The organism is Boseongicola aestuarii (assembly GCF_900184815.1).
Taxonomy (GTDB): Bacteria; Pseudomonadota; Alphaproteobacteria; order Rhodobacterales; family Rhodobacteraceae; genus Boseongicola; species Boseongicola aestuarii.
In genome coordinates, this window is sequence record NZ_FXXQ01000006.1 from 107195 (window position 1) to 126837 (window position 19643).

At 57.0% G+C, this 19643-nt stretch carries 19 protein-coding genes and 1 pseudogene; 12 read left to right on the forward strand and 8 right to left on the reverse strand.

Translation table 11 applies throughout. The features are described from left to right. Positions 1-16: 16 nt before the first annotated feature. On the reverse strand, positions 17-1042 hold the full coding sequence (locus tag BOA8489_RS10110) for a methionine synthase (protein WP_093973901.1): 1026 nt from the start codon (positions 1040-1042) through the stop codon (positions 17-19). Positions 1043-1282: 240 nt separating this feature from the next. Between BOA8489_RS10110 and BOA8489_RS21165 the strand changes: the two are divergent. The 3 genes and pseudogenes from BOA8489_RS21165 to BOA8489_RS10120 all read left to right on the forward strand — a co-directional run. Beyond that, positions 1283-1515 (forward strand): annotated as a pseudogene (locus BOA8489_RS21165) (IS6 family transposase); the annotation flags it as partial. Between the two features lie 208 nt (positions 1516-1723). Continuing rightward, complete coding sequence (locus tag BOA8489_RS10115; protein ID WP_093974017.1) at positions 1724-2383, forward strand: dienelactone hydrolase family protein; 660 nt, start codon at positions 1724-1726, stop codon at positions 2381-2383. 2 nt (positions 2384-2385) lie between these two features. Next, positions 2386-3258, forward strand: a complete 873-nt coding sequence (locus tag BOA8489_RS10120) for an NAD(P)-dependent oxidoreductase (protein ID WP_093973902.1) — start codon at positions 2386-2388, stop codon at positions 3256-3258. Here the strand turns inward: BOA8489_RS10120 and BOA8489_RS10125 are convergent. Beyond that, positions 3255-3725, reverse strand: coding sequence for a hypothetical protein (locus tag BOA8489_RS10125; RefSeq protein WP_093973903.1), 471 nt, complete (start codon positions 3723-3725; stop codon positions 3255-3257). The two genes, BOA8489_RS10120 and BOA8489_RS10125, sit on opposite strands and share 4 nt — an antisense overlap. A 192-nt stretch (positions 3726-3917) precedes the next feature. Here BOA8489_RS10125 and pobA point away from each other — a divergent pair, with 192 nt between their 5' ends. From pobA to pcaG, 5 genes are read left to right on the forward strand one after another with little or no spacing between them, the layout of a single operon-like run. Continuing rightward, entirely contained in the window at positions 3918-5087 is a 1170-nt protein-coding gene (gene pobA / locus BOA8489_RS10130; RefSeq protein WP_093973904.1) for a 4-hydroxybenzoate 3-monooxygenase, read from the forward strand. Further along, the gene (gene pcaD / locus BOA8489_RS10135) at positions 5087-5875 is read left to right on the forward strand and encodes a 3-oxoadipate enol-lactonase (RefSeq protein ID WP_093973905.1); all 789 of its coding nucleotides are present in this window, start codon (positions 5087-5089) and stop codon (positions 5873-5875) included. Before pobA ends, pcaD begins: the two co-directional genes overlap by 1 nt. Then, entirely contained in the window at positions 5868-6248 is a 381-nt protein-coding gene (gene pcaC / locus BOA8489_RS10140) for a 4-carboxymuconolactone decarboxylase (RefSeq protein ID WP_093973906.1), read from the forward strand. Before pcaD ends, pcaC begins: the two co-directional genes overlap by 8 nt. Next, complete coding sequence (pcaH, locus tag BOA8489_RS10145; RefSeq protein WP_093973907.1) at positions 6245-6982, forward strand: protocatechuate 3,4-dioxygenase subunit beta; 738 nt, start codon at positions 6245-6247, stop codon at positions 6980-6982. The genes pcaC and pcaH overlap by 4 nt, the downstream gene beginning before the upstream one ends. A gap of 2 nt (positions 6983-6984) precedes the next feature. Continuing rightward, the gene (gene pcaG / locus BOA8489_RS10150) at positions 6985-7599 is read left to right on the forward strand and encodes a protocatechuate 3,4-dioxygenase subunit alpha (protein WP_093973908.1); all 615 of its coding nucleotides are present in this window, start codon (positions 6985-6987) and stop codon (positions 7597-7599) included. 9 nt (positions 7600-7608) lie between these two features. Here the strand turns inward: pcaG and BOA8489_RS10155 are convergent, their stop codons facing one another. The 6 genes from BOA8489_RS10155 to BOA8489_RS10180 are packed head-to-tail and all read right to left on the reverse strand — an operon-like array spanning position 7609 to position 15113. Then, entirely contained in the window at positions 7609-8382 is a 774-nt protein-coding gene (locus tag BOA8489_RS10155) for an SDR family oxidoreductase (RefSeq protein ID WP_093973909.1), read from the reverse strand. Beyond that, positions 8379-9950 carry an FAD-dependent monooxygenase gene (locus BOA8489_RS10160; protein WP_093973910.1) on the reverse strand — a complete coding sequence of 524 codons (1572 nt, stop codon included), beginning with the start codon at positions 9948-9950 and terminating at the stop codon, positions 8379-8381. Before BOA8489_RS10160 ends, BOA8489_RS10155 begins: the two co-directional genes overlap by 4 nt. Next, entirely contained in the window at positions 9950-11398 is a 1449-nt protein-coding gene (locus tag BOA8489_RS10165; RefSeq protein WP_093973911.1) for an aldehyde dehydrogenase family protein, read from the reverse strand. The genes BOA8489_RS10160 and BOA8489_RS10165 overlap by 1 nt, the downstream gene beginning before the upstream one ends. A gap of 28 nt (positions 11399-11426) precedes the next feature. Continuing rightward, positions 11427-12206, reverse strand: a complete 780-nt coding sequence (locus tag BOA8489_RS10170; protein ID WP_093973912.1) for an IclR family transcriptional regulator — start codon at positions 12204-12206, stop codon at positions 11427-11429. Continuing rightward, positions 12203-14152 carry a TRAP transporter permease gene (locus BOA8489_RS10175; RefSeq protein WP_245813769.1) on the reverse strand — a complete coding sequence of 650 codons (1950 nt, stop codon included), beginning with the start codon at positions 14150-14152 and terminating at the stop codon, positions 12203-12205. The genes BOA8489_RS10170 and BOA8489_RS10175 overlap by 4 nt, the downstream gene beginning before the upstream one ends. A 4-nt stretch (positions 14153-14156) precedes the next feature. After that, the gene (locus BOA8489_RS10180) at positions 14157-15113 is read right to left on the reverse strand and encodes a TAXI family TRAP transporter solute-binding subunit (protein WP_093973913.1); all 957 of its coding nucleotides are present in this window, start codon (positions 15111-15113) and stop codon (positions 14157-14159) included. A gap of 108 nt (positions 15114-15221) precedes the next feature. Here BOA8489_RS10180 and BOA8489_RS10185 point away from each other — a divergent pair, with 108 nt between their 5' ends. The 4 genes from BOA8489_RS10185 to BOA8489_RS10200 all read left to right on the forward strand — a co-directional run bounded on the left by BOA8489_RS10185 (position 15222) and on the right by BOA8489_RS10200 (position 19622). Beyond that, the gene (locus tag BOA8489_RS10185) at positions 15222-16913 is read left to right on the forward strand and encodes a thiamine pyrophosphate-requiring protein (protein ID WP_093973914.1); all 1692 of its coding nucleotides are present in this window, start codon (positions 15222-15224) and stop codon (positions 16911-16913) included. Next, entirely contained in the window at positions 16914-17654 is a 741-nt protein-coding gene (locus BOA8489_RS10190) for a sulfite exporter TauE/SafE family protein (RefSeq protein WP_093973915.1), read from the forward strand. Between the two features lie 44 nt (positions 17655-17698). Next, positions 17699-18493 (forward strand): nitroreductase family protein, encoded by a 795-nt coding sequence (locus tag BOA8489_RS10195; protein ID WP_093973916.1) that lies wholly within the window; start codon positions 17699-17701, stop codon positions 18491-18493. A 394-nt stretch (positions 18494-18887) separates the two neighbouring features. Then, positions 18888-19622, forward strand: coding sequence for a GntR family transcriptional regulator (locus tag BOA8489_RS10200; RefSeq protein WP_093973917.1), 735 nt, complete (start codon positions 18888-18890; stop codon positions 19620-19622). Positions 19623-19643 lie beyond the last annotated feature (21 nt).

Sequence of the window (19643 nt, forward strand, 5' to 3'; positions counted from 1 at the left end):
CAGAAGCATGGATTTTTTATCGCGCCGCTAGTTCTCTTCGAATGATTTCAGCCCCTCTTCCCAAAGCATGTAGCTTGCCTTCGGCAACACTACGCGGCAACGGCGCCATCCCGCAGTTGGTACAGGCGATCAGCCTTTCGGGATCGACAAACTCCATCGCCGCACGAAGGGTGTTGGCGACCTTTTCCGGTGTCTCAATCTCGTTTGTTGCGACGTTGATGGCGCCCACCAGAACTTCCTTGTCTTTCAATTTCGACATCACCGAAAGGGGCACATGCGAGTCCGCGCATTCCAGAGAAACCTGATCAATGCGGCTGGCATTCAAGGCTGGGAAGAATTCTTCATATTGCCGCCACTCATCGCCGAGCGTTTCCTTCCAATCGATATTCTGCTTGATCCCGTAGCCGTAACAGATGTGAACGGCCGTCTTGCACTTCAGGCCCTGAATGGCGCGGTGAAGACAGTCGACTCCCCATTCCGGCACAAGATGCATGAAGGCATTGAAAGCAGGCTCGTCGAACTGAATCACGTCGACGCCGAGCGCTTCCAGTTCCAGGGCCTCTTCATTCAGCAACGCGGCAAATGCCATCGCCATTTTCGAACGCTCGCCATAATGCTTGTCGGCAATCGTGTCACAGATCGTCATGGGGCCCGGGAGCGTGAACTTCAGCTGCTTTGTGGAATGACGGCGGAGGAACTTTACGCTTTCGCCATGCACGGATTTCTTCCGCCTGACTTCTGATGTCACCGTCGGAACAGAGGCGTCATACCGGTTGTCGCGGATGCCCATTGTCGTCATCAGGTTCCAGTCGATACCTTCAACCTCTTCCAGGAAACCGTGGACGAAGTGCTTTCGGAACTGCTCTCCGTCGGACTGAATATCGATGCCGGCCTCGTCTTGGATCTTCAGCCAGCAAAGGGCGGCATCCTGCTGTCCCTCGATCAGTTGATCTCCTTCCAGCCGCCACCCAGCCCATAGCTTTTCAGGCTCCGCAAGCCAGCTTGGCTTAGGCAGGCTGCCCGCAATAGTTGTCTGAATCATCCGTAACCTCTGTTTGAGAACCGCAATTTCAACAACTTATACAGCGTGAAGAGTCGATACGGTACTGAGAATCTACGTCCGCTTCGGGCTCAAAGCTGCCGTTCACTGCGGTCAGCACCAATGTCCGCGATGCGGGATGGTTTCAACTGATGGACGCAACACACTCTTCAAACCTTCCGGCCAGCGGTTATGGGTACGGACCGACTGCGGTTATACTGTACCCGCTGAAGGAAATCGGCGCAGCAAACTGGGCGTTGGCTGAAAGTCGGTTGGGAAATTCTCACTTGCCATTTCGACCAGGAGAACGGGTCAAGCTTCGATTCAGGCGGATACGAAGTCTGCAGAAATTCGCCGTAGTTCACGCATAGGTCTCCAATCACTTTGGGCAGGAACGCAGCCACTCGACTCGACCGAATTTCAAACGTATCCGTGCGGGCGCTCTTGCCGAGTGGCATGGCCTGTGCGCAAAATAGGAGGCAGTTTTTCTGTCTATTTGGAGACCGTCGCGCATTCACTTGTCAGCACCCCGCGCGGTTGTCGCTCGAACATCCGACATGTGAAATGACGGTTATGGGGCATCTGGATGATGGCGTGGTGGTGTGGGGCGAAGTCTTGCGAACCTCGCGAAAATTAATGGTTGGGGTGGTTCTTGCGCCGCCCATTGCAGGGGGAAAATGCGCTATGATGATCGAATTAACGGCGGCTGACGGGCACGTTCTGGACTGCTGGATGGCTGATGCGAGGGGAGCGCGCAGGGGTGGTCTGGTGATCCTGCAAGAGATTTTCGGAGTAACTGATCAGTTGAAAGGTGTGGCTAAACGCTATGCCGCGCAGGGCTTTGACGTGGCCATACCTGCTTTGTTTGACAGGCAGGTGAAGGGTGCTGTGATCCCTTTCGACGCGGCCGCCCGGGGGCGTGATCTGATGATGGGGTCGGAGTTGACGCACACGATGTTGGATGTTGACGCGGCAGTGCAGGTATTGGCTGCACGCGGAGGCAAGGTCGCTGTGTTGGGGTTCTGTTGGGGTGGTGGATTGGCGTTCAGGGCAGCTCAGGTGCTGGACATTGCCTGTGCAGTATCATTTTACGGAACGCGTTTGCCGACATATCAAACCGAGCCGTTGAAGGCCCCCGTGCAGGGACATTTCGGCGCCGATGACGATCATACGCCGCGCGAAGTCGTGGAGGCGGCGCAGGCATATTTTCCTGAGTTTGAGGCATTTGTCTATGAGGATGCCGGTCATGCCTTTGCGAATGACAGGCGTCCGGTCAGCTACGTGGAAACGGCGGCGGAGATGGCGCATAGGCGGGCGTTAACCTTTTTGAAGGGACACATGTAGACATGCGGATCGGGTTCATCGGATTGGGCGAGGCGGCGGGGGCTTTGATCTCGGGTTGGGGTGGTGCGCATATGGTAAAGGCGTATGACATCAAGTCCGACTCTGCGGCAACCGCTGGCGAGATTGCGGCGCGCGGTGCAGGGCTTGCAGTCGAAGTTTGCGCATCAGGAGCGGAGGCAGTTTCAGGCGTTGATCTGGTATTCTCGACCGTGACGGCCGATCAGGCGGTCGCGGTAGCCGAAGCGCACGGGCCGGCAATGGAGAGGGGCGGGGTCTGGTGTGATCTGAACAGCTGCGCGCCACGCTCAAAGCAGGTGGCAGAGGCTGTTATTCGAAATGACGGTGGGCGGTATCTAGATGTGGCGGTGATGGCCCCGGTTTATCCCAAACGCAACATGGTGCCGTGCCTGATATCGGGTCCCGAGGCGCTGGAATTGGCGTCGGTTCTGGAGGGCTTGCCGATGGATGTTCGCGTGATGGGGGACGTCGTGGGGCGGGCATCTTCGATCAAGATGGTCCGGTCGATCATGGTCAAGGGAATGGAGGCTTTGACGGCGGAATGCGTTTTGGCGGCGGTCGGTGCTGATGTTGCGGAGGAAGTGTTTCCGTCGCTGAAGTCGGCGCATCCGAAGATCGATGTGCCGGAACGCGCGGCCTATAACTTTGAGCGGACACTTGTCCACGGGGCGCGGCGGGCGGCAGAAATGGATGAGGTTGCAAAGATGATTGCCGATCTTGGATTGCCGTGCGGAATGTCGTCTGCGACGGCAGACTGGCAGCGGATTCTGTCAGGCACGGATCTGGGATTGCCTGACGGAGAGGTTCCGGATCATTTGTGGTTTGCGACCGAGTACTTGCGGCGTTTGACCGGTTAGGCTTGTTTTATTTGTGCACCCCGGATGAGGGCCGCGAGGCGATAAAATCGATGCACCATCTTTGAATGGGGCATGGTCAGAAAGAACGCCAGAACCGTGCCAAAGTGCAGGGCGAGAAGCGGGCTGACGAGCGACGTACCGGTCGCGGCATAGAGGGCGAGTCCAGTGGTTCCGGTGGCTCCGAGAAGCCCGAGAAAGGCCATTTCACCGCCCCAGACGGACGGCGCACCGAGTTCCGGATCGGCTTTGGTTTTGAGCCACATGAGGGTGGCGGCTCCGACTGTAAGAAGGACGCCGCCAGGAATTCCAAGTAGTTTTGGCAAGCTGAAGACCCAGTAAGGTGCTCGCATATCGAATGCATGGTGCAGAACCGTGCCGCTTGATGTTGAGGCCAGGCACAACAGCAAGCCGTACATCACCGCGTGGTTGGCGTGACGAATGACAAAGGAATTTGCCCGACGAGTCACCCTGCAATTTCCAATGAAATTTTTTCACGGCCCACTGACCCGACGAACTGGTTTTCTTGCCAGCAAGCATGTGTCCCGTCTAGCTGGGCCCAATTTTCTTGGCTCCAAGTCGGCAAATAGTTCGGTCAGGGTATTATTATTCTATTCCTTTTGCGGCATACATCTTAGAAGTAGCCAAACGGGAGGAGACCGTTGAAGACGCAGGTGGTTATTATCGGAGGTGGGCCGTCGGGCCTGCTTCTGTCTCAGCTTCTCTACACTCGCGGCATTGAAAGCGTGGTGTTGGAGAGGAAGTCCAAGGACTATGTACTTAGCCGTATTCGGGCTGGTGTGCTTGAGCAAGGTTTGCTTGGTCTGCTTGAACAGGCGGGCTGCGCGGATCGGATGCGAAAAGAGGGGCTGCCGCACGACGGGACATTGATTTCATACGGCGACGAGATATTCCGGATCGATTTCACCGAGCATACGGGTACACCCGTCATGGTCTACGGCCAGACCGAAGTTACGCGTGATCTTTATTCCGCGCGTGAAGCGGCAGGAGGCCAGATCGAATTCAACGTTGAGGACGTCGTAATCAATGATGCGACAACGGATTCCCCTTATGTAACCTATGTTGTTGATGGTAAAAGCCGTCGCTTGACATGCGATTTCATTGCGGGCTGCGACGGGTTTCACGGCGTCAGCCGCAAGACAATCCCCGAAGATGTTCGCACGGAATATGAGAAGGTCTACCCCTTTGGATGGCTCGGTATTCTGAGCGAGACACCACCGGTAAACCACGAGCTGATCTATGCCAACTCAGACCGCGGATTTGCGCTCTGTTCCATGCGCAATCCGAACCTGAGCCGCTACTATATTCAATGCCGAACGGACGACGATCCGAACAACTGGTCGGACAGTGCTTTCTGGGAGGAACTCAAGCGCCGCATTCCCGCTGACCAGGCGGCCAAACTGGTCACGGGGCCTTCGATTGAAAAATCAATTGCACCCTTGCGGTCGTTTGTGACCGAACCGATGCGGTGGGGACGCTTGTTTCTTTGCGGAGATGCAGCGCACATCGTGCCGCCAACCGGAGCCAAGGGGCTCAATCTGGCAGCCTCCGACGTGCACTACCTCTTTAATGGCCTCTCCGACTATTATCGGAACGGTTCCAGCGAGGGCATCGAGCAGTATTCTCAGAGGGCCTTGTCGCGTGTTTGGAAAGCTGAACGCTTCTCGTGGTGGTTTTCGTCCATCACGCATCAGTATCCCGATCAGACACCGTTCGACCTCAAGATGCAGGTAGCTGAGCTTGAGTTCATCCGCTCAAATGCGGCTGCGCAGAAGTCACTGGCCGAGAATTACGTAGGGTTGCCCTATTGATGAATGTGCTCGACGCAAACGGCATTGCCATCCATTGGCGCGAGGACGGGGACGCAAGCGGCCTGCCAGTGGTGTTTTCCAATTCATTGGGCACGGATCTCCGGCTCTGGGATGCGGTGATCTCGCAGTTGCCCAAGGGCTTTCGTTACATTCGCTTCGACAATCGTGGTCACGGGCTGACCAGCGTGACGCCGGCACCTTACACACTCGACATGCTGATTTCGGATGCAGAAGCTGTTATGGACGCAGTTGTGGGTGGTCCGGCGATCTTTGTGGGCCTCTCGATCGGCGGGATAATTGGACAGGGTCTTGCGCTGAAGCGACCTGATCTTGTGAAAGCGCTTTTTCTATCTAACACCACGGCACGGTTTGGCACGGTGGAGCTTTGGCAAGACCGGATCGACCAGGTTGAAGCACAGGGTTTGGCCGCGATGTCGGATTCAATCCTTGATCGCTGGTTCAGTTCCGAGGGACGCCATAAGCGTGAGACCGTCTTGTGGCGTGCAATGGTTGAGCGGACCCCGGTCGATGGCTATGCGGGTTGTTCCGCTGCCTTGCGGGACGCCGATCTTCGCGACCGCGTCGGCTCTTTGAATTTGCCGGTTTTCTTTGTCACGGGCGAAGAGGATGGTGCCACGCCGCCGGATGTCGTCAAGGCCACGGCGACGCTTATCCCCGGCGCGCGCATGGAAATCATCGCCGGTACTGGGCATTTGCCTTGTGTCGAGAAATCAGAGGCTTACGCGGCGATCCTCGCGTCGTTTATGAAGGAGAACAGCAGTGACTGATCGCTTCGAGGTTGGAATGAAGGTGCGGCGCGAGGTGCTGGGCGATGCGCACGTTGATCGGGCTGAGGCGGCGAAAAGCGATTTTGACCATCCGTTTCAAACGTTGATAACTGAAGGTGCTTGGGGAACACTCTGGGCCGACGAGACGATTTCGCGGCGGGACCGATCGCTTTTGACGTTGGCGCTCTTGGCGGCGACCGGCAATTTCGAAGAGATCCCCATGCATATCCGCGCCAGCAGCAACACTGGAGCGACACCTGATGAAATTATGCAGGCGTTTATGCATGTTGCTGTTTATGCCGGGGTGCCAAAGGCAAATCACGCAATCAAGCTGGCAAAAGAGACATTCAAGGAACTGGGGGTGGAGACATGAGCGAGAACTCAACCAATGGTGGATACATAGCAAGAGACTGGACGCGTCAGCCTGCCGCTTATACGCCCGGATACAAGACCACGGTAAAACGCAGCCCACAGGCGGCGCTCCTGTCTTTTCCGACAACGCTGAGCGAAGAGACGTCGCCGGTATTCGGCCATGGGATCATTGGGGAGCTTGATAATGATCTCATTCACAATTTTGCCAAGCCCGGCGAAAGTGCGATTGGTCCGAGGATAATTGTGTATGGCCGGGTTCTCGATGAGACCGGACGGCCTGTCCCCGGAGCATTGTTAGAATTCTGGCAGGCGAATGCGGGCGGACGGTACCGTCACGCAAAGGAAGGTTATATCGCACCGCTCGATCCGAATTTTGGTGGCTGCGGACGGATGATAACAGACGAAAACGGCTCCTATGAGTTCCGTACTATTCAGCCCGGACCTTATCCATGGCCAAACGGCATGAACGACTGGCGGCCGGCGCATATCCATTTCTCGATCTTTGGGCACGGCTTTGCGCAACGCCTGATTACGCAGATGTATTTCGAGGGGGATCCGTTGATCCCGCTCTGTCCCATCGCGCGTGTTTTGAATGATCAGCGCGCAATCGATGATCTTACGGCGCCGCTCGACATGAACCGAACGGTGCCGATGGATGCGCGAGCATACAAGTTCGACATTGTACTGCGCGGGCGCCGCCAAACGTATTTCGAGAACCGCAAGGAGGGGCTTTGATCATGGCGCAACGGCTAGACTACCTGAAGGAAAGCGCCAGTCAGACGGCAGGCCCTTATGTGCACATCGGTTGCATGCCCAATTTCTCGGGTATCTCGATCTATGGTGGCGATCTCGGAACCACGATGAAGACCGGACCGGTCACCGGTCAAGAGATTAAAATCACTGGTGTGGTCCATGACGGTGTGGGTGCACCGGTTCGGGACGCCATGATCGAGCTTTGGCAGGCAGATGCTGCTGGACTTTATCCCTCGGCGAACGAGGCGCGAGGCAATCCCGACCCGAACTTCACAGGTTTTGGGCGATCGCCGGGCGATCCTGTCACGGGTGAGTTCGTTTTCGAGACGGTGAAGCCGGGGCGCGTACCCTTCCGTGACGGTCGCCTTCAAGCCCCACATGCAACGCTTTGGATCGTAGCCCGCGGGATCAACATCGGGTTGCATACACGGCTTTATTTCGAGGACGAGACAGAAGCGAACTCGGAAGATCCGATCCTGACGCGGATCGAGCATCAAAGCCGTGTGCCGACGCTCTTGGCCAAAAAGACTGGCGAGGCCCAGTATCGCTTTGATATTCATCTTCAGGGGCCAAAAGAGACGATATTCTTCGATATGTAGCGGGAGGGGTCAGTCCGGACGGATCGTGTTTTCAGTGTCGAGAATAGCCGTCAATCCGCCGTCGGCTTCGATATTACAGCCGCGCACCCATTCAGATGAGGGGCTTGCGAGAAAGGCTATGACGCCGGCGATTTCGTCTGGGGTGCCGGACCGTTTCGTCAACTCGATACCGCGCGTTGAGCGCTCGCCGAGGGCGCGCGTGAAATCGCCCAGAATGGGGGTTTCCACTGCGGCCGGGCTGACTGAATTCATGCGTAGGCCACGTTCTACGAGTCCAGCCGTCATCTTCTTGGTCCAGACCACAACCGCTTCTTTCGACAAATCATAGGACCGTACGGTGTCGATTTTTTCGGCAGAAACGAAGTCATCAAGGCACGCGTCATTGGCCTGGCCTATCAGGCGTTTGACTTGCGCAATATTCTCACGCCATTTCGCGCCTGCCTTTGAAGCTACATTCACAATGGCGCCGCCCTTTTTCATATGTGGCAGCAGATGCTCGGTGACTCTTCTGAGCGCCAGAAAGTTGACACGGAGCACCTTTGCCTCAGTTGTCGGTCGGGGCGGCAGACCTGCGGCGTTTACGAGTACATCCACCGGGAGGTCAAATTCGGGCAGGCGATAGGGGCGCGCATCAAGGTCAATCGGGTGCCACAGATCTGCCAGCGGTCCCGGATCGTTGAGGTCGAGCGCCGTGATCCAATAACCCTTGCGTCGAAGCGCTTTTGCGGTTGCCGCACCGATGCCGGAGGCTGCTCCGGTGATCACGGCATGACGTTGGCTCATGAAATTCCCACCGCGCGCCTGAGGATCTCGGATGCGCTACCGCCATCTCCGTCGGTCCAGGCAACAAAGCGATCGGGCCTCACAAGGATCGCGGCACTTTGGTAAGCATCGATTTCGTTTTGCGAAAGCGGCTCCACGGCCAGTGGGACCCCAAGAGTTGAGGCAGCGATTTTGAAGGCCTCGCAATCGACAGTGTCTTCCGCCAGAAGAGTGAACCCGGAATGAATTCGATTGAGAATACTTGTGCCGCCGTCCTTTCCGGGCGGGGGCAGAAGATGTCCGGTGCGGGCCGCAAAAGCGTGCGTGCCCTTGGCGCTCGGCGTCGCGTCGCACGACCCGGCCACAATGGGCGAACCCTGATAATTTGGCTCGAATGCATTTACTTCGTCGGCATCGAGATTACGCGAAGTCCAGGCTTTTTCGAACCGCTTGGCATCGCTCGCGGGATTGTAAGTCTCCAGGAATTCCTTGTCTTCGCGGATGAAACGCTCGATGAAGTCGCGCGCGGTTGATGCGAAGACTGGGCGACGTTCGGCGTCGTAACTATCAAGAAGCGCCTTTCCGCCCCAGCCCAGAAGAGCGGCAGAGAGCTTCCAGCCGAGGTTTCTTACGTCCTCAAAGCCCGTGTTAATGCCGTAGCCCCCATAGGGCGGATGGCTGTGTGCCGCATCGCCTGCGATAAAGACGCGGCCCTCACGATAGTTGTTTGCGATAGCGACGCGCAAGTCCCACAGCCCAATATGATCGAATTGCAACGCAAAGTCTTGCCCGACGGCCCGGATCAGCATAGCGCGAAAATCAAAGTTTTCGGTCGTTGTTGCCAGGGGAACGGGTGCGTGGAAGAACCAGGACAAACCGTGATCGACGCGCCCAAAGAATTGCCAATAGCCTTCGAAATCAGGATGAAGAACGTTATAGAAAGCTTTGCCGGGGTAGCGTTTCAGGAGTTCATGGAGCTCCTCGGACCGGAATACGAGAAGGGCCATGAGGCGGTTGTGCTCGGAGCGAGTTTCGTTGATCCCGGCAGCATCGCGGATGAACGAGCGGCTGCCGTCGCAGCCGACGAGGTAGGTGGCGCGGATCGTCCTGCGCCCATCGCTCTCTCTTTCCGCAATGTTTAATGTGACGCCTTCCGCGTTCTGCTCAAGTGATTGACCGCTCCATCCATAGAAAACTGTGATCTTGGGAACCTCTGCGGCGCGGGCTCGAAGCACACGTTCGGTCGTGTACTGGGGCAGGCGGGCATTGGCGGCGAAGTAGTAGTCCTTCACATGTGCCCGGTTCAGCCAGTCGTAATGATAGTCGGACAAGAGCGTTCCGTAGGTCGTCATCCCGCCAATGCCGCCACCTTTTGGGATCGGATGCGCAGAGCGAAGTTCGGCCTCGCAACCCCAGGCCTTGAAGTGTTCGGCAGTCCGCTGGGTCAGGTTCTGACCCTTGGGGATAGGCTGAGGCTCGGGGTATCTCTCGATCACACAAACCGAATGGCCGCGCTGACCAAGATCAATGGCAAGTCCCATGCCCACCGGACCGCCGCCATTGATAATCACATCGAAAGTGCTGCTCATTAGGCAGTTTGCGGAACGACGCCCGCCTCCAAATAGATGTGCTTGGTCTCGAGGAAGTCATGGAGACCCTCGGGTCCGTGAAGTCGACCAAGACCTGATTTTCCGTATCCGCCGGTTTCGCCTTCTGCAAAGAGACGGAGGTGCGAATTGATCCAAACTGTACCAGCGCGGATAGCGCGAGATGCCCGCATCGCCCTTGCTCCATCGCGCGTAAACACCGATGCGGCAAGACCATAAGGCGTGGCATTGGCTTTATGGACCGCTTCGGCTTCGCAGGCAAAATGCTCGACCGAAACGAGCGGACCGAAGAGTTCTTCCTGAACGAGTGCGGACCTTAGATTATCGATCCGGAAGAGCGACGGCGTCAAGAAAGCGCCCCGTCCCAGGCGTTCTCCCCGCAAGAGCAATTCGCCTTCATCGCCCGCCTGTTCAACCAGCCTCTCGATCCGACCGCGATTGGCTTCGTCGATCAGGCTGCCCATGTCGCTTTTGGGGTCGCTTCCGGGACCAGTGCGTACTTTGCGGAACGCGGCGACCATGCGTGCCTCGAAGTCTTCAGCGATGCTTTCGTGGACGAGAAAACGGGCAGCGGCGACGCAAATCTGTCCGGCCATGGCGAGAGACCCATGAGTGAGTTCCTTGACCGCAAGGTCGAGGTCGGCATCGTCAAAGATGATGGCAGGGGCCTTGCCGCCCAACTCGAGGCTGACGCGTTTCAGCGTTGGCGCGGCGGCAGCCATTATAGCGGCGCCTGTCCGACTTGAGCCGGTGAAGCTGATGACATCAATATTGGGAGAGGTCGTCATTGCCTGACCGACCTCGATGCCATGCTCATTGACCGAGTTTACAACACCGGCGGGCAAAGAAGGTGCAGAGGTAATCGCCTGCATGATCCGCGCATGAACGAGCGGCGTCTGCTGGGCGGGCTTGATCACCGTTGTGCAGCCGGCGGCGAGCGCTGGCGCAAGCGAGCGCATCAACAGCGTCACGGGCGCGTTCCAAGGTACGATAACACCCGCAACACCCGCAGGCTCACGGTTAAAGAAGGACATGTTGCCCGGCGCTGTTTCCTGCATGGAGCCGCGAATATTGCGCGTCAGTCCTGCGTAGTATCGGGTCTCCGAGATGGCGCCCATCGTTTCGCCAAGGGCCTCGGACCGGACCTTGCCGTTTTCTGCGACGACAAGGTCTGCGATCTCATCCCGAGCGTCTTCAAGTCTGTCTGCGATTTCAAATAGCGTTTGCGCGCGCAGGCGGGGGGATTGCGCCCAGGGCGTCGCAAAAAACGCTTCCTTTGCGGCGGCTGCTGCGGCATCGGCCAGGGCAGCGCTGCCCGGATAGTATTGGCCCAGGGCCTCAAAGGTGGCCGGGTTTATGCTGTCTTCGGTCGGGCCACCATCGGCCACCCATTCGCCGGAAATGAAATGTCGTGCCGGGTGTTCGGTCATGTCGGGCCTTTCGTTGTTTCTGTGAGAGTCATGCCACTGCACCGTTTTGTCGGTCCTGTACACCGAGGCGCGCGCTCAGTCGTTGTGATACATCTCTGATGAGGTTTTGGATTTCAATTAAAGTGCTGCTGGAGACATCGGTCACGTTGCTTGTCAGGCAGATTGCCCCTTGTGGGGACTTTTCCACTCCAAAGATGGGGGCAGCCACGGCGACAACGTCTGGTGTCACCTCACCCCAAGCGGTTGATGAGCCATCGGTCCGGACGGATCGAAGGGCCGCGAGCACCTCTTCAACGGTTGTTCCGACCCCTGCCACAGCGAACTCGTCAAGATAGTCCTCGACCAGCTTGCGTCGATCACGCGCTGGCAGGTGAGCCGCGATGGCCCGACTGATGGCACCCCGTCCGATTGGCATAGGGCGACCACGGGGATAGCTTGATTTTGGGGTGTCGACAGAGACGACTGAATCGACGCAAAGTAATTTGCTTCCATACCATCGCACGAGGAATGCGGTTCCGGGAAACTGCGCGGCGATGTATTCAAGTTCGGGTTTTGCCTGTTCGATCATCGGGTCAGCACGCGTCATCAGAAAATCGAGCTCGGTCACACGCGGGCCAAGCATGTAGCCGGCCTGAGGGTGTGATATCAGGAATCCAGCGTCCTTGAGTGTTTTTAGATAGCGGTAAAGGGTTGGTCGCGAATAACCGAGATACGCCATCATTTCTTCCGGTGTCCATTGCGTCTGGTTTTCCGAAAACAAATCGAGGATTGCGAGAATGCGTTCGCCTGAACCGGACCTGCTGCTCATTTTGCAGCTCCTGTCTCCGCGAGACGGCGAACGCTAATCACTTCGGAAACCATCAGAACAGCGCCCATCAAAACTCCGACCAAATCCGTAATAATCGCCCCTTCGAAGGCCGAGGCCGGAACGAGAGCCATGAGACCGGCAATCGCGAAGAGCACGCGCTTAACTGGGCTGAGCAGTTGCGAGAAGTAGCCCGCCAGTGCCGATGAGACGAGCCAAACGCCGATGCCTGCGGTTATCACTGCAAATGCTATTTCGGCCGGCTGCCCGATCATGATCAGCGTTGGCGAGAAAGCAAAGAGTACCGGGATCACGTAGGCCGACCAGCCAAACCGCATAGCGGCCCATCCTGTCGCCATTGTTGGCGCGTCGGCAATTGAAGCAGCAGCAAAGGCGGCCAGCGCGATGGGGGGTGTGATCATCGACATCATGCCGAAGTAAAGGACGTACAGATGTGCTGCGAGGGGTTCAATCCCCACTTCGACAAGGGCAGGGGCGACAAGGGCGGCGAGCAGGACATAGACCCCGAGTGTCGGCAGGCCCATCCCGAGGACAATGCAAACAAGCGCGGACAGCGCCAGAAGCAGAATCGCGCTTCCGCCTCCTATCTCGACCAGCAGATAAGTCAGGTTGAAGCTGAGGCCTGTGATGTTGAGTACACCAATCACGATACCGGAAGCAGCTGAAATCAAAAGGATTTCGAGAACAGCGTGACCCGTTTTTGACACCGAAAGGAAAAGGCTGCCAAGGCTTGGACGCTTTCCATTGTAACCGATCAGGAGCGCCGTGGCACATAGCGCGAGCACCGACCAAATTGCCGCGCGTTCCGGCTGGAAGCGCTGCCAGAACAGGAGATAAATCAGCACGGCAAAGGCAAGTGCGAAGTGAATGCCGACGGCGACATCGCGGCCCTTTGGAATCTCGGATTTAGGTACTGGTCGGATCCCGAGTTTCGCCGCTTCAAGATCTGCCTGAATGAAGAGAGCAACATAATAAAGAAGCGCCGGGACCAGCGCTGCAAGCACAATCTGACTGTAGGGTATTGCAAGAAACTCGGCCATCAGGAAAGCTGAAGCGCCCATAACGGGAGGCATTAACTGCCCGCCGGTGGAAGACACAGCTTCGATCGCGCCAGCCTTGTGCGCGGGATAGCCGTCACGCTTGATCATTGGGATGGTGACCACACCGGTGCCGACCACATTTGCGACCGCGCTGCCGGAGATCGATCCAAAGAGGCCCGATGCGAGAACGGCAATTTTCATCGAGCCACCCCGATAGCGTCCCATCCCGATCATTGCGGCATCCGTGAAGAACTGTGATCCGCCTGTTATTCCAAGAAGCACACCGAACAATATGAATGCGATGACGACCGTCGAGGCGACCGACATAGGCAGGCCAAGAATGCCATTTGAATCCACGGCCATATAACCGACGAGCAATTGCCAGCTTTGCGGACGGCCTTGAAGGCGCCCCGGAAAGACATCCCCGAAGAGTGCGTAAAGGAGAAATGCGACGATGATGATGACCAAGGCCCATCCTGTTGCCCTGCGAAGTGCCTCAAGCAAAAGGACGAGTATGATGAGTCCGGGAATCCAGATCTCGGGAGGCCTCGAGAAGATCATCAGGACAAGGTCCGGATAGCCATAGCCCACGAAGCCAAGGGCTGCCATTGCAATTGCCGCAAGCGCAATGTCGTGCCATGGAACTGTGTCGCGCAATCGCCCACGTCGAGCAGGAAGTGTCAGAAAAGCAAGCGGAAGCGTGAAAAACAGAACCGCCGCGAAAAATTGTTGGGGATAGAGATCAAGTCCGATCTGGCGTTGAAAAGAAAGTGCCCAGCCAACAGCAATAAGTACGATGCTCGCCGCGAGAGCATCGCCCACCGGTCGGACAGCCGCCACGGCAATGCCACGGCGGCTGACCATTCCTGCGCCAGACGCGTCAGTCATGCGATTATTTCAAGCCGACTTCTTCAAAGAACCTGAGTGCGCCGGGGTGAAATTCGGCAATACCTGGGTCACCACGCATGTTTTCGGGCCGGAATGCGCGCATCGGTGGAAATGTCTCGCCCATAACCGCAGCGTTTTCATACATTGCTTTCGCCATTGCGTAGACGTCGTCATCCGAAGCGTTGGCATGCGTAAAAATCACTTGTGGAAAAGCGATGTAGGTGGCTTCCTCCAAGACGCCAGGCATGGCGCCTTCGGGCAGCGTCATGAAAAAGGCAGTCGGCCAGTGCTCGCGTGCGGCTGCAAGTGCTGCGTCGCTGTCATCTTCAACACCGAGCGCGCGCAGGCCGCCGACCGCGGCGTCGGCTTCCCGAACCTTGCCGGCCCCGTGTGCGAAAATGAAGCCGACGGTATCGCCTGCCATAAACGCATCGGCGCCCGCCACAACCGACGCAACCGAGACTTGTTCCACGTCGTCACGGGTCATTCCGGCTGTCGCATAAAATGCCGATAGCTGCGGCAGGATCGTGTTCTGAGCTGTATAGCCGTCGGTCATTGCTTGGCCGCGGAGATCGGACACCTTCATGATATCACTGTCGGCGCGCACAAAGATGGCCTCGATAAGTGGCTGAAGATGCGCGACAACGCGAAGGTTGGGGTTAGTTCGACCGCCCCACCAAGCCTCACCCGTGATGGCGTAGTTTACCTCTTGAAGGTTTGCCACACCAAACTCGATGCCGCCCTGATCGATAAAGGGGATGAATTGGTTTGGGCTGGTCGCCGGCTGTATTGTTGTGTTCAGTCCACCTGCGTTTGCCGCGTTCGCGACGGCTGTTCCTATGTTGTGAAAGAGCGACCCCGGATTTGAGGTGGCGATGCCAACGCTCTGAGCCGAAGCAGGTGCGGCTGCAGCCGCGGAAATGCTGAAAGCCGCCAAACCGGCAGCAATTATTCTGTTCATGTTTATCCTCCCGTTGATCTCGTAGTTGATGCTAGAATCCCAACTATCGAGATTAGTTTGACAATAAGCGGTGTATCGCGAATATCAAGCGGAACGATGGGAGGCTGAATGAACGCGGAGACGATGACACCGCAAACGGGCGCGGATGCTCTTTTGATGGCGTTGTCACGCCTTGGGGTGACGTATCTATTCGCAAATGCCGGGACCGATTTTCCGCCGCTTATCGAAGGGCTCGCCAAGCTCCCTACACACTGTATCCCGAAAGCCGTGACGATCCCGCATGAGACAGTAGCGGTGGGCATGGCCCACGGATATTGGTTGGTCACCGGCGAGCCTCAGGCGGTGATGGTCCATGTGAACGTCGGGCTTGCGAACGCAGTTATGGGCGCGATCAACTCTGCGTCTGATCATATCCCGATTTATCTGTTGTCTGGCCGGACACCCCTGACGGAAGCTGGGCGAGAAGGAGGACGAGTCACGCCCATCCAGTACGCACAGGAGATGTTCGATCAGACTGCGCTGGTGCGCGGATCGGTCAAATACGATTACGAGATCCGTTATCCGGAACAGGCTGACAGCGTTCTCGTCCGCGCCGCAACCATTGCGAACTCTGATCCTAAGGGTCCGGTCTATCTGAGTTTGCCCCGCGAACCGCTTTGCGAAGCATTGCCAGCTAACTTCTCGCCGGCGCCGGTTTCGCCAGCGAATGCGGCGGTTATGCCGTCTGAAGGTGAGATAGCCCGACTGGCAGGCTGGATTGACGCTGCACAAATGCCGCTTGTCATCTGTCAGCGCGGCGATCCCAAGGGACGCCTTGGTGAGGTATTGTCGTCGAGCGCGCGCGACCTTGGGCTTGCCGTGGTTGAGCCTTTTTCCGTTCGGAACGTGCTTGCCGGAAGCGACCCGACGCTGATCGGTTATACTCCAGACGCCATAGGCGAGGCTGATCTAATCATCGTCCTCGACAGTGGCGTGCCATGGATAGAACGCACGACGCAACCACCAGAAAATTCACGTGTTGTACACGTTGGACCCGATCCTTTGTTCGCGGATCGACCGGTCAGAGGCTTTCGAAGCGACCTCAATCTCGTTGGTGATCCGGCCCGAGTTCTCGAGGCACTTGCGCAACGAGCCGCATCGAACCCGTCGCGGCGCGCCCGCGTCGAAGCGATGAGTCAAGCGCGGGTGAAGGAGGTCGAGGCCAGACTATCAAAACCTGGCGTAGGTGAATACGCGTCACCGGCTTGGTTTAGCAGGGCTATATCGGATATCATGGATGAAACGGCGGTCGCCTTTAGCGAACTGGGCCTTGTCCCTGGCTTCATGCGCCTGAAGGGTCCGAACCGGCTATTCAGCAACCCGCATTCTGGTGGGCTTGGATGGGGGCTTCCTGCCGCGCTCGGCGCACAAATGGCGGATCGGGATCGGCTGGTGATCGCGGCAGTAGGTGACGGTTCGTACATGTTCGCAAACCCCGTGGCCTGTCACCAGGTCGCTGAAGCGCACGAACTTCCGGTGCTGACAATCGTCAAGAACAACGCGGGCTGGAATGCCGTTCGTCGAGCAGTACGAGGGGCCTATCCGAATGGTGCTGCGATGGCGCGAAACGAAGTGCCTCTGACGTCGCTTGAGCCGCTTCCGGATTTTGCTGCAATCGCGCGGGCCTCGCGAGCTCATGCCGAGCGTATTGAAAACGCCGTTGATTTGCCCGCGGCTCTTGCCCGCGCGGTCGAATTCATTCGCAAGGAACGGCGGCAGGTCTTGCTTGACGTTCGCGTGGCCGCAACGGACACCTTCTAGATGACAGTCTTTGACATTCTCCTCGCGATTTCTGCGATTGCGCTTGGCGGCTTCCTCAAAGGCGCGACAGGGGCAGGAGCGCCGGTTGTTGGTGTGCCAATCCTGGCGCTTGCGCTGGGCGTCCAGCATGCGGTCGCGATTTTCGCGGTTCTGAATTTGATGTCCAATGCCTGGCAGGCATGGGCGTATCGTGACGGATGGGGGTCTTTCAGGTTCGTGGCGAGTTTCGCCATAAGCGGCGCTCTTGGGGCTGCTATGGGCACAGTTCTTCTTGCGTCTTTACCCACCGACACTCTGATGGGTGGGCTTGCCTGTGTCGTTTTTTTCTATGTTGCCCTCAGGCTACTCAGACCAGATTGGAAAATCCAACGTGGTAGAGCCGAACGTGTCGCCGGGCCCATAGGATTTCTTGGCGGACTTATGCAGGGCGCTGGTGGAATCTCGGCCCCGATCTCGGTCACTTTCCTGAATGCGATGCGCCTTGAGCGGCAGGAATTCATTGCTACGATTTCAATTTTCTTTTTCATGATGTCGATGTTGCAAATCCCAACCCAGATCGCGTTAGGTGTCCTTGACTGGGAGCGGGCGGGAATGGCGGTATTGGCCGCAATTCCGCTTTTTGGTGCGATGCCACTGGGCGAGAGAGCCGCGAAACACATCTCAAAAGCGGCGTTCGATAAGCTGATTTTGGTTCTTTTGTCCGTCGTCGCGCTACGCCTCGCTTATCAAGCGCTGACTTGAGTCGGGTTGTTTGCTGGACAAGATAAACCCAGGGAGGAGACCCAATGACCGATACAACCCCCGCCGTAGATCTCGACGCCGCAGAGGCCGAAGTCGATCTGCCTGAAATTGGCGATACTTCCAGATACGACGCGTTGATGCAGGTGATCCGTAATCGGGTCACAGTCAGAAAATTCGATTCTGAATACGTCGTGCCTGAGGCGCATTTCGAGATGATAATTGAGGCTGCGCGTCACGGCCCCTCGGGTGCCAATGCGCAGCCCTGGCAATACATCGTCGTTCGTGACCAAGCTATGAAGCAGCAGATCACGGACTACTTCGTGGCCGAGCAGCGATTTCGTGCAAAAGCCAAGATGAAGTTCCCAACACCCGATTATCGGGGGCTTGCAACTGCGCCTGGATTTGTCGTGGTTTGTTCTGACATGCGCTGGACTAATGCTTTTCCGGTGCTGAACGACGGCTCTGATCTTGATCGGATGTATCATGAGAACGCGGAGCGAATCCTTCTGCAATCAATTGCCGCGTCGACGATGTCGGCACATCTTGCTGCTGCGGCGCTTGGATACAATGTTTGGTGGGTCACGGCGATAGGACAGCAAGAGGCGCAGGACGCGATCCGGCCCTTGCTGGGTATTCCTGACGAAATATCGGTTCTCGATATCATGCTTTTTGGTCCGGCGGCTGCAGCGCCCTATAAGCGGTGGCGTCGACCACAGGAAGAAATCCTTCATTGGGATACATATAATCCCGACCACTTCATGACGGATGAAGAGCTGACCGACTGGATCAAGACGCGGCGCCACAAAGTGATGTACAAGGACGCTTCAAAGATCGACTAGGAGATCACGACGCCCTTTGTTGGCTTGGCGCTTGCCAGATTTGGTTTCGTCCGCCGGTGTCTTGTTCCGTAGTCCTCACGGCCTCGCGGCATTCGATGTCAATGGGTGTGGTAAGGGATTTGGTCGTCCATGCAAGGGGCGCTCGTTCGGTTTTTCAACAGATAGGCAAGCGCTCGGTGTCTCGCCGCAAAATAGACTAGGCCTGAAGAAATCGGGCTAAGCCATGCTGATGATGAGCTGATGCTTGGCGCGCCGTTTGGGCAATTATGTATACAATATCGTAGTAAAATCCGAAAATAACCGCCCCAATCGCGTTATTGACGTAGAGTTGTATACACTTTATAGATTCGGAAATTGCGGCACGACTGCCCTGATGCCGCAAAAGGGAGGATTTATGGGCGTCTCAGACCGCGTCACGCAAGTGGAAAAGGCAATCGTTGGTTTGAGGGGGCTCATCCTCTCTGGCGAATTCGATGCCGGCTCGCGCTTGCCTGAGGTCGCGATTTCCGAGCGTCTTGGAATTTCGCGTACGCCGTTGCGGCAGGCGATGGACCGTCTGGAAGGTGAGGGACTTCTTGAGCGGATCGCCAGCGGAGGATGTCGTGTCGCTCGCTTCCGGCTTGAAGACATCAACGACGCTATTGAGCTGAGGGGTGTCATTGAGGGTGTTGCCGCGCGTCTGGCCGCCGAACGGGGAGTGTCTGATGAGGTCATGCAAGAGGCCCGTGGAACGCTGGCGGTTATCGACAAGGTTGTGGATGATGGCAACTCTATCGATTTTGACTCCTACGTTCGGATGAATGCGCGTTTTCACGAGCAGTTGGCAGCCATGCCGGGCAGTGACGTGATACAGCGCGAGATTGAACGGGTCTGCCGAATGCCGCTGGCTTCCCCAAATGCTTTTCTGCGTGGTCAGGAAGCAATCCCGGACTTCATGGCTTCCCTTGTCCGCGCTCAGGATCAACACCATGCAATCCTTGGCGCAATCGAGGCGCGCGAGGGGACGCGCGCCGAGGCGTTGATGCGCGAACATGCAAGACTTGCGCGCAAGAATTTCAGTTTTCTAAGAGATGCCGATCCCGGCCTTACAACGCGTATTCCGGGGCTATCCCTGGTTACCGCCAATTAATCGAAAATCTAAGGAGTCCAT